Source organism: Rhizobium sp. SRI_017, assembly GCF_057586295.1.
Map to the genome: position 1 here is coordinate 1 of NZ_JBYCZP010000015.1, position 14,062 is coordinate 14,062.

The window sequence follows — 14,062 nt, forward strand, 5'->3', positions numbered from 1 at the left end:
CCGGACTACGTTCGTGACGCTCGATGCGTTGGCCGTCACCCTGGTACTTTACGCCCAGCTCCTTCAGGCTCCCGTCGATCACACCCATAATCTTACCACGACGGGCCTCGTGATGGCGTTCATTCTGCTCAACCATGTCGGCCTCTCTTCCGACCGCAAGCTGGTCCTGCTCTTCTCGTCGATCGTCATCGTCTCGTGGATCGGATTTCTGGCGGCGATGGCCATAAGGCACGAGGGCGCAGAGCCCGGTGCCGTGATCGGAGCCTTTCTCAACCGGGACCTCGGCCTCGCCGCCAGCTTTGGCTTCACTGCTTTCGCCGTCTATGTGGTCGCCCGTGATCACGGGCACACGCGTGAACATGCGGAGGTATCGACCCGCCGACGCAACAACCTGGCCCGGTTTTTCTCTCCGCAGGTGGTTTCCCAAATAGAGGACGCAAGTCCGGCGCTCAGGATGGAACGGCGGCGTGCGGCGATCATGTTCGTTGACCTCCGCGGGTTCACGTCATTTGCCGAATCCGCGACGTCTAAGGAACTCACATACGTTCTCTCGCGCTACAGGGCCATCACCTCCACAATCATCACACGCCACGGTGGAACAGTGGACAAGTATATCGGCGACGGCGTGATGGCGGTATTCGGGCATGTGACGCCCGGGCCGGATGATGTGGACAAGGCACTTGCCTGCTCGCTGGAACTGGTCGCCGCGCTCGCGGGCTGGAAGGAGACGAGCGACACCAAAGGCCTCCCGGCTTTGCGGGCCGGAATCGGCCTGCACGTCGGAACGGTCATGGGCGGAATCCTCGACGCCGGCGGCCATAGCGAATTCACCGTTGTCGGCGACGCCGTCAACGTCGCCCAAAGACTTCAAACCGTGTCCAAGACTTTTGAGGCATCTCTCGTGGTTTCCGCCGACGTCTTCTCGAGATTGTCATCGCCGCCGCCGGACGTGCCATGGAAACATGCGGCGGATGTCGAAATTCCCGGCCGTTCGCTTTCCCTCGATGTCGCCTATTTACCCCAGGCGACCGACCATCAACGCATCAAGTCTGCGGGGTGAAGGATGAACACCTGTTGCCACCCACGATCAAGATATCGGAGCGTGGCAGACCGTGTTCCAGAGCGCGGTCTTCCAGTCGGACGGATCGAGCTTATCGATGGCATATTCGTGCCCCGCCACCATCACGAGCGCTGGCTCGTAGCACCGGACGGCAGCGGGGTGTGCGGAGGGGTCGACATAGTGATCCTTCCCGGCGGGCCTCACGCTTCCGACTCCGATCATCACATCGTAGTCGAAGCCTGCCTCCGCGGCAGCGATCGTTTGCTCGAGAAAGAGGCCGACGGTCTGGTCGTCGGAGAGTCGCGCGGAATAAAACGCAGGCGGCTGGCAGTGCGCGGCCGTCGCTCCACCGAGCGTCAGCACAGTCACCGTCAAGAGCTTGATCGTGATCATCGAAGCCTCCCTTGTATGGTGGCAGATCATACCAGATTGCGCTGGCCCTGGAAAACAAATCACACAGCCGAAACTGTACCTCGCGGCCTTCGTATTCTCGGAATTTCTCAGACACCGGCGGAGGTGCTCAAAATACAGGATCGAAACTCAGTCCCGAGAAACTTAGTGATCGATAGAAGCACTTTGATCGAATGGAGGTCGCAATGTTACTACCTAGATTTGTCTATGCCGCGCTCGCAATGGTGGTGATAACGTCCTGTTCGTCACATGATACCAAAACGACTTATACGTCTTCGTCTCCAAACTGCAAACAATCGAAGGCGACGGACGCCGGTCCCAATTCGCCAGCGACGGCAGCTGAAAAACCCGACGATCAAACCGCGGATGCAGATCATGTGTTGACGAAAGTTGGACGCACAGTGTTTTGGCTTGAGATCAAGCTGTTGGAGCAAAACAAAAAGACTTCCTCTCGATGTAGCGTCCCTCGGTGACCGTCGCGATCATAATCCGCGCGTACTGATGAGGGCGTCACGCAGGAGTCTCACGGCACGGTGGACGGACGGCTCGTCGGCGAGCATGTATGCGGACGAAAGCGATGAATGGCAGAAGCGGGCAAGCTCTTCCGGCGGAATGTCCGTCCTGAACACGCCTGCCCGAGCACCCAGCCTTATAAGATTTCCAATCACGTCGAGCAGCTCGTCTTCCGCTCTTCGGGCGTGGTCGTGACGATGGAGCATCGAGGCGAACCGTGTGCCATGATGCCTAAAGACGGTCAGGGCGTAGGTTTCCAAAATCTCGGAGAGCTTTGCGGCCTGATCGCCTTCACCGTCGGCAATCTCGACAACGTGCGCCAGGTGCTCGTGAAGAGTGGACCGATGCCATTCCTGGAAGATGGCGTCTACATCACCGAAATATTTGTACAGGGTCGCACGGGTGATCCCCGCCCGCGCCGCCACCTCCGACATCGACACTTTCTGAAATCCTCGTTCCGTGGCGAGCGCCAGCGCAGCGTCCATGACAGCTTGCCGAACCGCCTGACGGTGGCCTTCCAGCGTATCGTCCCAAGTCTTCGGCATTCGACGCATCGCACCGGTTGACAATGTGATTTGACATTAAACACATCGTATAGATAAATACCAGCATGAAAGCCGGAGGTCACATGCCACAGGACTCCATGAAGTCGGACAGCAGGCCGAGACCCCCGATGCCAGGTTGGGCGAAGGCCTTCGTTGTTGCAGGATTGATCCTGGCGTCTTTGGCTGTGGTGATGATGGTGACGGGTCACGGCCCCGGGCGTCATTTCGGTACGACCGTGGACGATCCGAAATGATCTACCGTCGTCTGCGAACACCGCTTCTTGTCGCGCACATCGCGACGTCGGTCGGGTTCTTCGGCGCGGTCGCCGTCTTCTTCTGCCTCGCCTTGACGGGCCTCGTGGTCTCGGATGTGGCGTTGGCGAACGCAAGCTACGCGGTCATGCCGCGGATCACCTGGTCCGTCATCGTGCCGCTCGCCGCCGTCTCTCTCGCCGTGGGCGTCCTCCAATCCGTCCTCAGTCCGTGGGGGCTCATCCGACACTACTGGGTCGTCGTGAAGTTCGCGATGACGATCGTCATTGCGGGGGTCCTCATTCTGCAGACGGGCACGATCGAACGCTTGGGGGAAGCGGGCACCCAAGCCGCCATCGGGAGTGCGGAATGGGCTGCGCGGTATTCAGTGCTTCTCCATTCAGGGGTAGGGCTGGTGGCTTTGCTTGTCACCTTGGTTCTCTCCGTGGCCAAGCCGAAGGGGTTGACGGGGTGGAGCCGTGCGGCGTGACAAGGTTGAATGCTTGGTGCTTCGATGCGGCCAATGCAGAGTCGAGGAATAGTGCAGCGGGGGCGCGTCGCTGAAACTGGCCTGCTGACGGACGCTCGGGAGTATCTGCCGCGTCTGGATCAGCCTGTCGCAGTTCCGCAAATGCAGGGATGCTCCTGTCGCCAACCTAATCCCGTGGGTGGATACGCGATGCATGCCGAGGCGGGGTTGATGGCGTCTCTTCGGCGGAGGTCGGCGTCAGCAATCTCGCCAACGGAAAACCCACGAAGAGGCTCACTGCGACTATGAAGGCGGTGACAATGAAACCAGCATCCGGAAGTATCTGGATGTTGAACAGCAGCCCACCCCCGGCGGAGCCGAGCGCTTGACCGAGGCTCGATGCCGCCGTCATTCGGCCGAGATCGGCACCCTGGGTTTCCGTGGTGCCGAGCGACGCCCAGTAGGTGGCGATGGGCGAGAGAATTCCGGCGCTTGCAGCGATCAAAGCTACCGCAACCGTCATCGCGATGGATGTATCTGCGAGGGGGACCGTGGCAAGACCCGCAGCAAGCAGCGCGAGCGCGGGCCAAATGAGCCAGCGGGTACGCGCAGGGTCCATCAAGGGCGAGAAGACCAGCGCCTGAGCAATGAACATCACCAAGCTGCATTCTGCGAACATCGCGCCGATATGCTCCGCATCCAGACCGAGACTTTGTTTTGCGCGAAGCGACAGGCCGACTTCGAAAGAGCCGACGGCCAGTGCCGTAACGAACGCGATAATCCAGAGACGGTGCATGACCGAATTGTCCAACCGCATCGGGGTTTGGGCGGGCCGGCTCATCTGATGGGGCTTGTCGGGAAGCGACACCCACAGCATGACAGCCGCGACAAGTGCCAGAATGGCAGGCGCAAGGAGGGCCAGGAATAGCGACCCGTTGTTCGTTGAGATAGAGAGGCCGCCCGAGAGCCGCACGGCGAGCCCTCCCAATAGCGGACCGACAAAGACCCCGGCTGTTCCGGCGATATTCACCAATGTGAAGCGACGGGCGCGCCGGGCCTTCGAAGGTGCGTAGTCTCCCACCAGCGCGTAGGCAACCGGGGTGATCCCGGCCGCGAAGACACCGCTGACAAATCGGCTTGCGTACAGCAGCGGCAGGTCGCCCGCGGCCGGGAGAAGCGCAACTGTCACGGCAAAGCCGATCAGACCTGACAACATCACGGGTCGCCGACCCCAACTGTCAGAGACCCGCCCCCACAGCGGAGCGAAGATGAAGATCGCGAGTATGTAAACACCTGTCAACAGACCCGTGTGCCAAGACAGTTCCGTCGCGTCGATCCTCCCGGCGACCCATTCGATCTGAAATGGGAGAATGGGCAGGACCACTCCGTAGCCAATGCTGATGGCGAACATGGAAAGGATGATCGACAAGAACGCAGGCCATGTCAGTGTTTTCATTGCGCCCTCCATCTGTCTCACGTGCGCGCGGAATTGCCCAGGGGGGCCTGCTGGACCATATTCGCCTCCCGAGTCGTACGCCTCCTCAGTCCGACAGCGGGTCGGGGAAGAGGCGTCGATGAACGCACAGGTGGTCACACGGACAGTTTGAGGGCCTGCGCGTCAGCGGGCATTTATGCCGTTAGTAGACGGATTCTTTGCCGCGTGGGCCGATCCCGGCTCACAGGACTGGGATTCGGCATGCGCCGCTTGCACGTGGTCGCAACAGTCATGAGAAGCATGCTTCGTATCTGCAGGGACATTGGCGACGGCGTGTCCGCCGCAGCAGTCGTGCCTGGGCTTGGGCGTGATCTTTGGCGAGTGCGAGGGATCAGATGGAGTCGAGTGGGACATTGCATTGCTCCTGAGTTTTGTCGGCGCAGCCTTCTGTGCCTCGATGTCGCGCAAGTGGTATCGGGCGCACGTGGTGCGATCTTTAACTCAGATCAAGCCGACAGCCCGCCATCCTCGGACAAGATCGTACCCAGGCGTCGACGGCGAGCAGCGCTACTCGCGCGATGACCTATCAGCAGAAGCACGAAGGGGTGGAAATTGAACGCCAGCAGCACATCACATTATTTCCCCACCCCCGTCCTCTGCATCCTTGATCGAAGTTAAAGAGAGGCCCGCCAGTTTCGTGTCGACATTGACGTGACGTCGCAGTGAGCGCTTCGGGGTTGCCCAGCTGTTACGATATCAGTCCCACGTCAGGAAACGAACTTGCGCCTTGTTCCCATACTCTCGGTAATCGTGCTCGCCGCTGCCGCAGCCGGTGGCTACGTATATTGGCTTGATGCGCGAGATCGCATTCCCGCGGGTTTCGCACGGTCAAATGGAAGGGTGGAAGTCGAGCGTGTGGACATCGCCGCGAAATATCCCGGCCGACTCTCCGAGGTCACAGTCAACGAGGGCTCTGATGTGTTGCGTGGCCAGGTTCTCGCTCGTTTCGACACGACCGAGGTCGTCGCCCAGCTGGCGGCCGCCAAAGCGTCAGTACACCGAAGCCACCAGAGTGTCGCCAGCGCGGAGGCGGGCGTGTCGGTGCGCGAAGCAGAGAGGAACCTCGCACAGATCGAACTGGACCGCGTGATCAGGCTCGTGCGCACGAGCGCAGCGCCGCAGGCGGAACTGGACCGCCAGAAAGCGCAAAGGGAGACGTCCGTTGCCGCGTTGGAGAGTGCCAAGGCGATGGTCGAGGACGCGAGGGCCTCCGTGGAGGTGGCCGAGGCCCAGGTAAGGCAGATCGAAGCGGTGCTCGCCGACATGACCCTCCAAGCCCCCGTGTCCGGCCGCGTCGAGTACCGCCTTGCCCGCGGTGGAGAAATCGTCGCGGGCGGGCAACGAGTCCTGACCCTGTTCGATCTGTCGGATGTCTATATGACCGTCTTCCTGTCGACGGCCGATTCCGGACGTGTCGCGATCGGATCGGAGGCGCGGATCATCCTTGACGGCGCGCCCGAGAGTGTCGTTCCGGCCACCGTGTCCTTCGTTTCCGCCGAGGCGCAATTCACGCCCAAATATGTCGAGACCGCGGATGAGCGCGAGAAGCTGATGTACCGCGTCAAGTTGCGGATCGATCCGCAGCTTCTGGAGGCCGATCGGGTGTTCCTGAAGGCCGGGATGACGGGAGATGCCTACATCAGGGTCACTACCGATGCCGTCTGGCCCACCAATCTCACCCAGGGGCTTCCCGATGTCCGCTGAGGCATCGCCCGCCATTCGGCTCGATCTGGTGCGGCACCAATACGGCAAGACAATCGCACTTGCCGATTTCAGTCTTTCGGTCGCGCCTGGATCGAGTGTTGCGATCATCGGGCCGGACGGAGTTGGTAAATCGACGCTTCTCGCGCTGATAGCGGGTGTCAGGCGTATCCAGAGCGGGTCGGTGTCTGTTCTCGATCGGAACATGGCGTCGTCTGCCGACCGCGCGGCGATCGCGCCGAGGATAGCCTACATGCCGCAGGGGCTCGGGCGAAATCTCTATCCCACGCTTTCTGTCGTCGAAAACATCGACTTCTTCGGCCGTCTGTTTGGTCAATCCGAGGTGGAACGGTCGCGGCGGATCGTACGGTTGCTCGCCGCGACGGGGTTGGCTCCCTTCCGCGATCGACTGGCGGGCAAGCTTTCCGGCGGAATGAAGCAGAAGCTCGGCCTATGCTGTGCCTTGGTCCACGATCCGGACGTTCTGATCCTCGACGAACCGACCACGGGAGTCGATCCGCTCTCCCGGCAGCAGTTCTGGTCTCTGATCCGACAGATTCGGGACGAGCGGCCCGGCATGACGGTGCTCGTCGCCACCGCCTACATGGAAGAGGCCGAGGGATTCGATCGCATCGTGGCCATTGACGAGGGGAGCATCATCGCCGACGGCAGCCGATCGGGCCTGCTATCTCGTACCGCGTGCAACTCGCTCGAGGAAGCATATATCCAACTGCAGCGGCCCGAGCGGCGCGGTGAACACGAGGCCCTCGTGATTCCGCCGCTGCCGCACGCGAACGGCTCGCCGGCGATCGTCGCGAACGGCCTGACGATGCGGTTCGGCGACTTCACCGCCGTCGACAACGTGAGCTTCCGGATCGGCCGCGGGGAGATTTTCGGCTTCCTGGGGTCGAACGGTTGCGGCAAGACGACCACGATGAAGATGCTCACCGGGCTGTTGCCTGCGACCGAAGGAGAGGCGTGGCTCCTGGGCAAACCCGTCGACGCGCGCGACATCTCGATGCGAATGCGCGTCGGCTACATGTCCCAGTCGTTTTCGCTCTACGATGAGCTCTCGGTCAGGGCGAACCTGGAACTGCACGGGCGCATCTGCCGCATCGAGGAAGTGGATTTGGGACCGCGCGTCAACGAGGCGCTCTCTCGTTTCGACCTTGCGGATCTGGCGGGAATATTGCCGTCGGCGCTGCCGTTGGGCATGCGGCAACGGTTGCAACTGGCGGCCGCCTGTCTGCATCGGCCCGAGGTGCTCATTCTCGACGAGCCGACATCCGGCGTCGATCCGGCGGCCCGCGACCGATTTTGGCGGCTTCTTGTGGAGATGTCGCGACGAGACGGTGTGACGATCTTCATATCGACGCATTTCATGAACGAGGCGGAGCGTTGCGACAGGATTTCCTTGATGCATGCCGGACGGTTTCTTGCTGTTGGCACTCCTGCGGAACTGCAGGCCAATAAGGCGGCGCACAGCCTCGAAGGGGCTTTCATCGACTACATATTGGCAGCAGGCGGGGCGGAAGGCGGGGCAACCATCAGGCCAACCGAAGTCGAACAGTCTGACCCTGCGCGCGCAGACCTAAAGCAATCGGAAATCCCGCTACCTCGATCAAACCTCTCCGCATCGCTCAATCGCATTTGGACCTTCGCGAGGCGTGAGGCCATGGAGGTCACTCGCGATAGAGTCCGGCTCGCCTTCGCCTTGCTCGGACCCCTCTTGCTCATGGCGACCTTCGGCTATGGCATTTCGTTCGATATCGAAGGCTTGCCGTACGCCGTGCTTGATCGTGACCGGTCCTCGGATAGCCGCGTGTTTCTCAAGCAGTTCTCCAATTCCCGGTACTTCATAGAGAAGACGCCACTGAGGGACGAAGTGGAGATTGACCGTCGCCTTCGTTCCGGCGAATTGAAATTCGCGCTGGATATTCCTCCAGGGTTTGGCCGGAACATGCTGCAGGCCCGACGGCCCGAAGTGAGCTTCTGGATCGACGGAGGCAACACCTTTCCGGGGGAAACGGCCAGGGCCTACATCATGGGCATCGTCCAGGCATACGCAGCCGACCAAAGCCGAAGATCGTCCGGATATGCTTCTAGTTTCCCCCTTGTGCAGGTCGAACCACGGTTTCGCTACAATCAGGATTTCCGCAGCGTGTTCGCCATCACGCCCGGGTCCATGATGCTCCTGCTGATCGTTTTCCCCGCCATGCTGACCGCACTCGGTGTTGTCCGGGAGAAGGAAATGGGGTCCATCACCAACGTCTACGCGTCGCCCGCCACTGTCGGCGAGTATCTTTTGGGAAAGCAGCTTCCATATATAGCGGTCGGCCTCCTGAGCTTCGCGAGTATGCTCGTACTGGCGGCCGGTGCATTCGGGGTCGTCCCCAAGGGCTCGCTTCTCGCCCTCTCGGTCGCTGCACTCGCCTATGTTTTCGCCGCAACCGCGTTCGGGCTGCTGGTTTCCGCGTTCGTGTCGACCCAGGTTGCTGCGATTTTCGGGACGGCAATCGTGACGGCGATGACGGCAGCGCATTACTCAGGTTTTCTCTTTCCGGCTTCCTCGCTCGAAGGACTAGGACGTGTGATGGGGCTGTCGTTCCCGTCGCTCTGGTTTCAGACAGTGAGTCTCGGCGTGTTCGCAAAGGGCTTAAGCGCCGCCTCTTTCATTGGCGAGATATCGATCCTGTTCGGGTTTGGCGTGGTATTTCTCGTGGCCGCCCGCCTGTCGGTCAGAAATCAGGGCAGTTAGCGATGCGCCAGTGGTTGCGAAATGTCTTCCGGCTCGGGGTCAAGGAATTTTCCAGCCTGTCTCGTGACGTCGTGATGGTCGTCCTGATCGTCTATGTCTTCACATTTGCGGTCTATGCCGAAGCGACCGCGATGCGAACGGACGTCCACGACGCCAAAGTTGCCGTCGTGGATGGCGACCGCTCCACGCTGTCGTCGCGGATCAGGGATGCTTTGCAGCCTCCGTACTTCCGTGAAGCCGATCTTATAGACCGTTCCGAGATTGATGGTCTCATGGACAAGGGGCGGTACACCTTCGTTCTCGACATACCCGCGGGATTCGAGGCCGATCTCCTCGCGGGCCGCCAAGCCGCGATCCAGGTCAATGTCGACGCCACCGCGGTGACGCAGGCGGCCGTCGGCACGGCCTACATCCAACAGATAGTCGATCAAGTGGCGGCGAACTTTCTCCGAAAGCCCCCGTCATCGAGCACGCTTCCGATCACCCCCGTCGTGCGCGCACTGTTCAACCAGAATCTCGAGGCGATCAGTTTCACCGCGAGCATGGGTGTCATCAACAATGTAACGATACTCGCCATCATCCTGGTGGGCGCGGCGGTGATGCGCGAAAGGGAGCACGGCACGATAGAGCATCTGCTCGTGCTGCCTATCAGGCCGAGCGAAATCGTCGCGGCGAAAGTGTGGGCGAACGGGTTGGTCATCCTCATCGCGGCCGCCTTCTCGCTGCACGTCGTCGTCGAAGTCGCGTTGGGCGCGTCAATCGTCGGATCGATCGAACTCTTCCTGGCGGGAACCACCATGTATCTTTTTGCCGTGACGTCGCTCGGCATCCTCCTTGCGACGGTCGCCAGTTCAATGCCGCAGTTCGCGTTGCTGTCCATTCCGGTTTTCGTCCTGATGTTCCTTCTTTCAGGATCGTTCACGCCTTTCGATAGCATGCCGGACTTCCTCCAGGTCCTGATGTCCGTCTCTCCCTCCACCCATTTCGTTCGGTTCGCCCAATCGGTGCTGTATCGGGGTGCTGGTGTCGATGTGGTCTGGCGCGATCTTCTGACCATGGTGGGCCTAGGTGCGCTCTTCCTCCTGGCTGCGCTGCACCGCTTCAAGGCGATGCTGGAGCAACGCGGCTGATCTTTGCGGTGCCGATCCGGGCGCGCCTCAGGAACATCTCTTTTTCGCGGCTTTCGACGCTTCGACGGGCGCGCATTGAGAATGCGCGGATGATCGCGAACATCGAAGGCTTTGGTCATGCCGGCCGCCAGCGCTTGGAACTCGAACCGTTGTCAATTGTCGGAACGATAACCTACCGCGGTTCGTCAACCTCCCGGGCAATGATCAGTACCGAATTCAGCTCGACATGAGGTTCCGGGCCGATCTGGAACGGTCACAGTAGCTCGGAGCGAACACTCCTGATAAAGCGATCTTCAAAGTGAAACCCGATCGGGCAAGGTCGAAACTTCCCGCTTGGAGGGGTGCCAGTCCTCTAACCCGTCTTGCTATGCGGAGGGGAGGGTCTCGAAGCCTTGGACGAGAATGTCGACAGGGCATGCGCACGAGCCGATCCTCACATCGATGCCCTTGGCGACAAGCTGATCACGCTCCGGTGGAGCGATGAAACCACACACCAGTTTGCCAGCGCAGCTTCCAAGAACCATTTCGCACGCGGAGCGGTTTGTACGCTCGGTGTTAGCCCGGAACGGTCCCAATTGGGAATCGGCCTCAAATATCAGCATGCCGTCACATTTCGCAAAGAAGGGACTCAGCATCGGCGTCTTGCGATGACGGGTCACAAGCACGGCGATGCCGCGGCTGCGATCTGTGAAATGCTGGGCTGGCTTTGCCATATGATGCCCCTAAGGTGAATTCCATAGTGCTGATATTCGCATTCTTACATCGACCTGACCTTAATCTGAATCAACTGACAGGGGTTGGGTTGGGGCACGAGAACGCCGCGGGACTTCGCGAGTAGATTTGATTTGGGTCAAAGCAGCGAGAACGCCATCGTAGGAGATTGAGACCCGGTGACTGCGTAGGACGTTAGCGCGAAATCCGTGTATATGGGTGTCACGCTTTATCTGGCGTCGGGGCAGGAGCGGTGTGGGTGCTGTGGCATGCTTAGGTTGATGGCAGTGTTGATTGTCTGCGCGGCCGCCTTGTTAATGCAGGGCGCGCCCTTTTGGGCACACGACAGTGAGGTTGGCCGGCCAATCGACGCGTCCTGTTGCGATCGAAGCGCGAACGCCGCATCCATTCCGCTTGAGCAGGACGACTGCATGGGTGGGGACAGCTGCTGCATGGTCGTATGCTGCCCCTGCCAACCGCAATCGGGCGCTCATTTCATGGTCGTCGACAGGCTGACGCTGGAGTCCGTTCCTCTCCGACTTCCGAACGCCAACGCTATTCGGTCGGCAATCCTGGCTCGAGACCCACCAATTCCAAGAATTCATCACTTCTCGACACTTTGATCTGGCACTGCCGCCACGGCTCGCGTCCGCGGGTTCGACGGTGTGGTCAGGTTGATTGTGCCATCCCGAATGCTCGGACGCGTAGCGTTCGCGACTCGGCGCTTCACTCATAAAGAATTGATTGGCTGCGGAAGCGGCCGCCGAAACGGGCGTTGCGCCCGGGAGGTGTAATATGAATTTGGATAATACGTTTTTGCCCGACCACACGCTGCGGGCGTTCCCTCTCGGGGCCTCTCCGAAGATCGAGACGGCAGGCATGTGGAGTGCATCTGCTCTTCACGGGTATCGGCAAGTCGATTGTGCATGTGGACTTTGCCGGGGAGATGGTGAACCGCCGATGCCCTCCGCCGAGGAGGATGCTGGAACGGAAAGCCTTCTGGAAAGCGTCTCGACCGTCGTACCGCTTTCGACGGAACGGCATAGGCTGATTCCCTCCTATCGGCTTGGCGACCGCAAGATTGAAGCAGGACGCGATCTATTCAGTATCGGCTCTACCGGCGGCGCAGTCTTCAATCTCCTCGATGGCTGGGTCGCATTGTACACCCTCCATGAGGACGGCCGACGTCAGATCGTCCAGTTTGCGTTGCCAGGTGCGATTCTCGGCCTCGGGCCATCGGCTGGTGCGCAGGCGACGATCGGGGCTCTGACGCTCACCGACGTCGTTGTTTCGGTCGTCCCAGTGGCCACGCTGACATCGCTTTCGCGAGCCGAACCAGAGATCAGCATGCGGTTGGCGCGGTCTCTCGCACACGATTGCAGCCTGGCGTTCGATCGGATGACGAGTATCGGACGCCGTTCGGCGCGAGAGCGTGTCGCCCATCTCCTGCTCGAATTGTTCACTCGGTACCGCGCCCACTGGCCGGGAAACCGTATCGAAGAGATGACGCTACCCATCACCCAAGAACACATCGGGGACGCGACAGGCCTCACATTTGTTCACGTCAACCGGGTCCTCAGCACACTCCGCAAGGAAGGCATAGTCCACTTCCATTATCGAAGGCTCACGATACTCGATCCCGACCGACTCATCGAGGTCGCCGGGGTTGACCCGGAGATGGCTGCGACATGGCTCGACCGATGATGTCGAGACAGGGTCCAGGCCCCGACCTGATTGTGATGGCGCGGCAGGGGACCTGACCTCTTGCCGACGCCGTCTACCACGTGGAGTGATCCAACCTGTCTTCAAGCCACCCGTGCAATTGTCGCGGGTGCAGAAGGGCCCGAACTGGCAACGCCCCCGGCGGAAACGGCGAACGCCTGCCGTTGATGTGGAGCGATGAAAGCCGCAGGACAGTCAAGTTGTCCGGCAGGCGCGTGAATGTCTTGAGCGAGAGTGGTCAGTCGCTGCGCTGCGCCAGGGGGCGAGCTTGGCATGCCGCCCACGGTACGCATTGCGTGCGAACGCAGGATCGCGTGTCTTGAGACAGAGAGAGGTTGTCGTGCCAGCGATGAGGGGATTTCGCCCCAGCACGGTGGAATACTCTACCGAGGTCTGGAAATTCGCGTTCCGGCCGTTCCCTCCAGGATGGCGAGGGCATCTTCAAGCCGACCGATTCCGGCGAAACCGCCATTCTCCGCGAAATCGGCTCCGGCTGCGAGCTTCGGCCCCATGGACCCTGCGGGAGCTTCCAGCGCCCGCGCGCCTTCAGGAGTCAAATTGGCGAGAGCCAGAGCGTCTTTCGTGCCGAAATCGCTATAAACCGAGTCGACATCGGTCAGCAGCAGCAGCGCATCAGCGTCAAGCTGGCGCGCCAGAAGTGCGCTTGCGGCGTCCTTGTCGATTACGGCCTCTACCCCGATCAGGCTGCCGTCATCGCGCCGGATCACCGGAATCCCACCTCCACCAGTGCAGATAACGATGACGCCTTGATCCAACAGCAACTTGAGAACCCTGAGATCGGGTATCTCCAAGGGGCTTGGCGAGGGGACAACCCTGCGCCAATTCTCTCCGTCGCGGGCAACGACCCAGCCCGCCGCCGCGGCGCGAGCCTCGGCGTCATCCTTCGCGTAGACCGGTCCGACAAACTTGGTCGGCCGTCGAAATGCCGGGTCCGCTGCGCTGACGACCACCTGTGTCAATAGCGTCGCCACGGGATGGGAGTGGCCGAGCGCGTTCTCGACCTCCTGCTCGATCATGTAGCCGATCATGCCCTCGGTTTCCGCGCCGAGGACATCCAGCGGGAAAGCTTCGTCCGGCTTGTAGGCGGCTCCCTGCAGCGCCAGAAGACCGACCTGGGGACCGTTGCCGTGGGTGATGAGCAGACGGTGGCCTGCCCGGACTATGGCGGCCAACGGCTTTGCGGCCAGTTGCACATTCGCCCGCTGGGCCTCGGCGGTCAGCGGTTGTTGACGTTTGAGAAGGGCGTTTCCCCCCAGCGCGGCTACGACCAGCAT

11 protein-coding genes are annotated in these 14,062 nt (G+C 60.8%); 6 read left to right on the top strand and 5 right to left on the bottom strand.

The window, feature by feature from the left end:
- On the top strand, positions 1-1,060 hold a 1,060-nt coding region (locus tag AC2YI2_RS26035), incomplete at its 5' end, for an adenylate/guanylate cyclase domain-containing protein (RefSeq protein ID WP_487389439.1).
- A gap of 27 nt (positions 1,061-1,087) precedes the next feature.
- On the opposite strand, the gene AC2YI2_RS26040 is transcribed toward AC2YI2_RS26035, so the two are convergent.
- Together AC2YI2_RS26040 and AC2YI2_RS26045 are read right to left on the bottom strand one after the other, a co-directional pair.
- Positions 1,088-1,453 (bottom strand): hypothetical protein, encoded by a 366-nt coding sequence (locus tag AC2YI2_RS26040; protein WP_487389440.1) that lies wholly within the window; start codon positions 1,451-1,453, stop codon positions 1,088-1,090.
- Positions 1,454-1,953: 500 nt separating this feature from the next.
- The gene (locus tag AC2YI2_RS26045; protein WP_487389441.1) at positions 1,954-2,529 is read right to left on the bottom strand and encodes a TetR/AcrR family transcriptional regulator; all 576 of its coding nucleotides are present in this window, start codon (positions 2,527-2,529) and stop codon (positions 1,954-1,956) included.
- Positions 2,530-2,779: 250 nt separating this feature from the next.
- On the opposite strand from AC2YI2_RS26045, the gene AC2YI2_RS26050 reads away from it, so the two are divergent.
- Positions 2,780-3,271 carry a hypothetical protein gene (locus AC2YI2_RS26050; RefSeq protein WP_487389442.1) on the top strand — a complete coding sequence of 164 codons (492 nt, stop codon included), beginning with the start codon at positions 2,780-2,782 and terminating at the stop codon, positions 3,269-3,271.
- 166 nt (positions 3,272-3,437) lie between these two features.
- Here AC2YI2_RS26050 and AC2YI2_RS26055 read toward each other — a convergent pair whose 3' ends face one another.
- Complete coding sequence (locus AC2YI2_RS26055; RefSeq protein WP_487389443.1) at positions 3,438-4,706, bottom strand: MFS transporter; 1,269 nt, start codon at positions 4,704-4,706, stop codon at positions 3,438-3,440.
- Between the two features lie 759 nt (positions 4,707-5,465).
- Here AC2YI2_RS26055 and AC2YI2_RS26060 point away from each other — a divergent pair.
- The 3 genes from AC2YI2_RS26060 to AC2YI2_RS26070 are packed head-to-tail and all read left to right on the top strand — an operon-like array spanning position 5,466 to position 10,334.
- Positions 5,466-6,449, top strand: a complete 984-nt coding sequence (locus tag AC2YI2_RS26060) for an HlyD family secretion protein (RefSeq protein WP_487389444.1) — start codon at positions 5,466-5,468, stop codon at positions 6,447-6,449.
- On the top strand, positions 6,439-9,204 hold the full coding sequence (gene rbbA / locus AC2YI2_RS26065; protein WP_487389445.1) for a ribosome-associated ATPase/putative transporter RbbA: 2,766 nt from the start codon (positions 6,439-6,441) through the stop codon (positions 9,202-9,204). The genes AC2YI2_RS26060 and rbbA overlap by 11 nt, the downstream gene beginning before the upstream one ends.
- Positions 9,205-9,206: 2 nt before the next feature.
- Entirely contained in the window at positions 9,207-10,334 is a 1,128-nt protein-coding gene (locus AC2YI2_RS26070; protein ID WP_487389446.1) for an ABC transporter permease, read from the top strand.
- 365 nt (positions 10,335-10,699) lie between these two features.
- Here the strand turns inward: AC2YI2_RS26070 and AC2YI2_RS26075 are convergent, their stop codons facing one another.
- Positions 10,700-11,047 carry a hypothetical protein gene (locus AC2YI2_RS26075; protein ID WP_487389447.1) on the bottom strand — a complete coding sequence of 116 codons (348 nt, stop codon included), beginning with the start codon at positions 11,045-11,047 and terminating at the stop codon, positions 10,700-10,702.
- A 958-nt stretch (positions 11,048-12,005) separates the two neighbouring features.
- Between AC2YI2_RS26075 and AC2YI2_RS26080 the strand changes: the two genes are divergently transcribed.
- Entirely contained in the window at positions 12,006-12,749 is a 744-nt protein-coding gene (locus AC2YI2_RS26080) for a Crp/Fnr family transcriptional regulator (protein ID WP_487389448.1), read from the top strand.
- Positions 12,750-13,150: 401 nt separating this feature from the next.
- On the opposite strand, the gene arcC is transcribed toward AC2YI2_RS26080, so the two are convergent.
- On the bottom strand, positions 13,151-14,062 hold the full coding sequence (gene arcC / locus AC2YI2_RS26085) for a carbamate kinase (protein ID WP_487389449.1): 912 nt from the start codon (positions 14,060-14,062) through the stop codon (positions 13,151-13,153).

What these genes read in the sequence shown, in the direction of transcription:
- AC2YI2_RS26040 (WP_487389440.1), bottom strand. Translation starts at nt 1,453, where the DNA reads ATGATCACGATCAAGCTCTTGACGGTGACTGTGCTGACGCTCGGTGGA.
- AC2YI2_RS26045 (WP_487389441.1), bottom strand. Translation starts at nt 2,529, where the DNA reads ATGCCGAAGACTTGGGACGATACGCTGGAAGGCCACCGTCAGGCGGTT.
- AC2YI2_RS26050 (WP_487389442.1), top strand. Translation starts at nt 2,780, where the DNA reads ATGATCTACCGTCGTCTGCGAACACCGCTTCTTGTCGCGCACATCGCG.
- AC2YI2_RS26055 (WP_487389443.1), bottom strand. Translation starts at nt 4,706, where the DNA reads ATGAAAACACTGACATGGCCTGCGTTCTTGTCGATCATCCTTTCCATG.
- rbbA (WP_487389445.1), top strand. Translation starts at nt 6,439, where the DNA reads ATGTCCGCTGAGGCATCGCCCGCCATTCGGCTCGATCTGGTGCGGCAC.
- AC2YI2_RS26070 (WP_487389446.1), top strand. Translation starts at nt 9,207, where the DNA reads ATGCGCCAGTGGTTGCGAAATGTCTTCCGGCTCGGGGTCAAGGAATTT.
- AC2YI2_RS26075 (WP_487389447.1), bottom strand. Translation starts at nt 11,047, where the DNA reads ATGGCAAAGCCAGCCCAGCATTTCACAGATCGCAGCCGCGGCATCGCC.
- AC2YI2_RS26080 (WP_487389448.1), top strand. Translation starts at nt 12,006, where the DNA reads ATGCCCTCCGCCGAGGAGGATGCTGGAACGGAAAGCCTTCTGGAAAGC.
- arcC (WP_487389449.1), bottom strand. Translation starts at nt 14,062, where the DNA reads ATGCTGGTCGTAGCCGCGCTGGGGGGAAACGCCCTTCTCAAACGTCAA.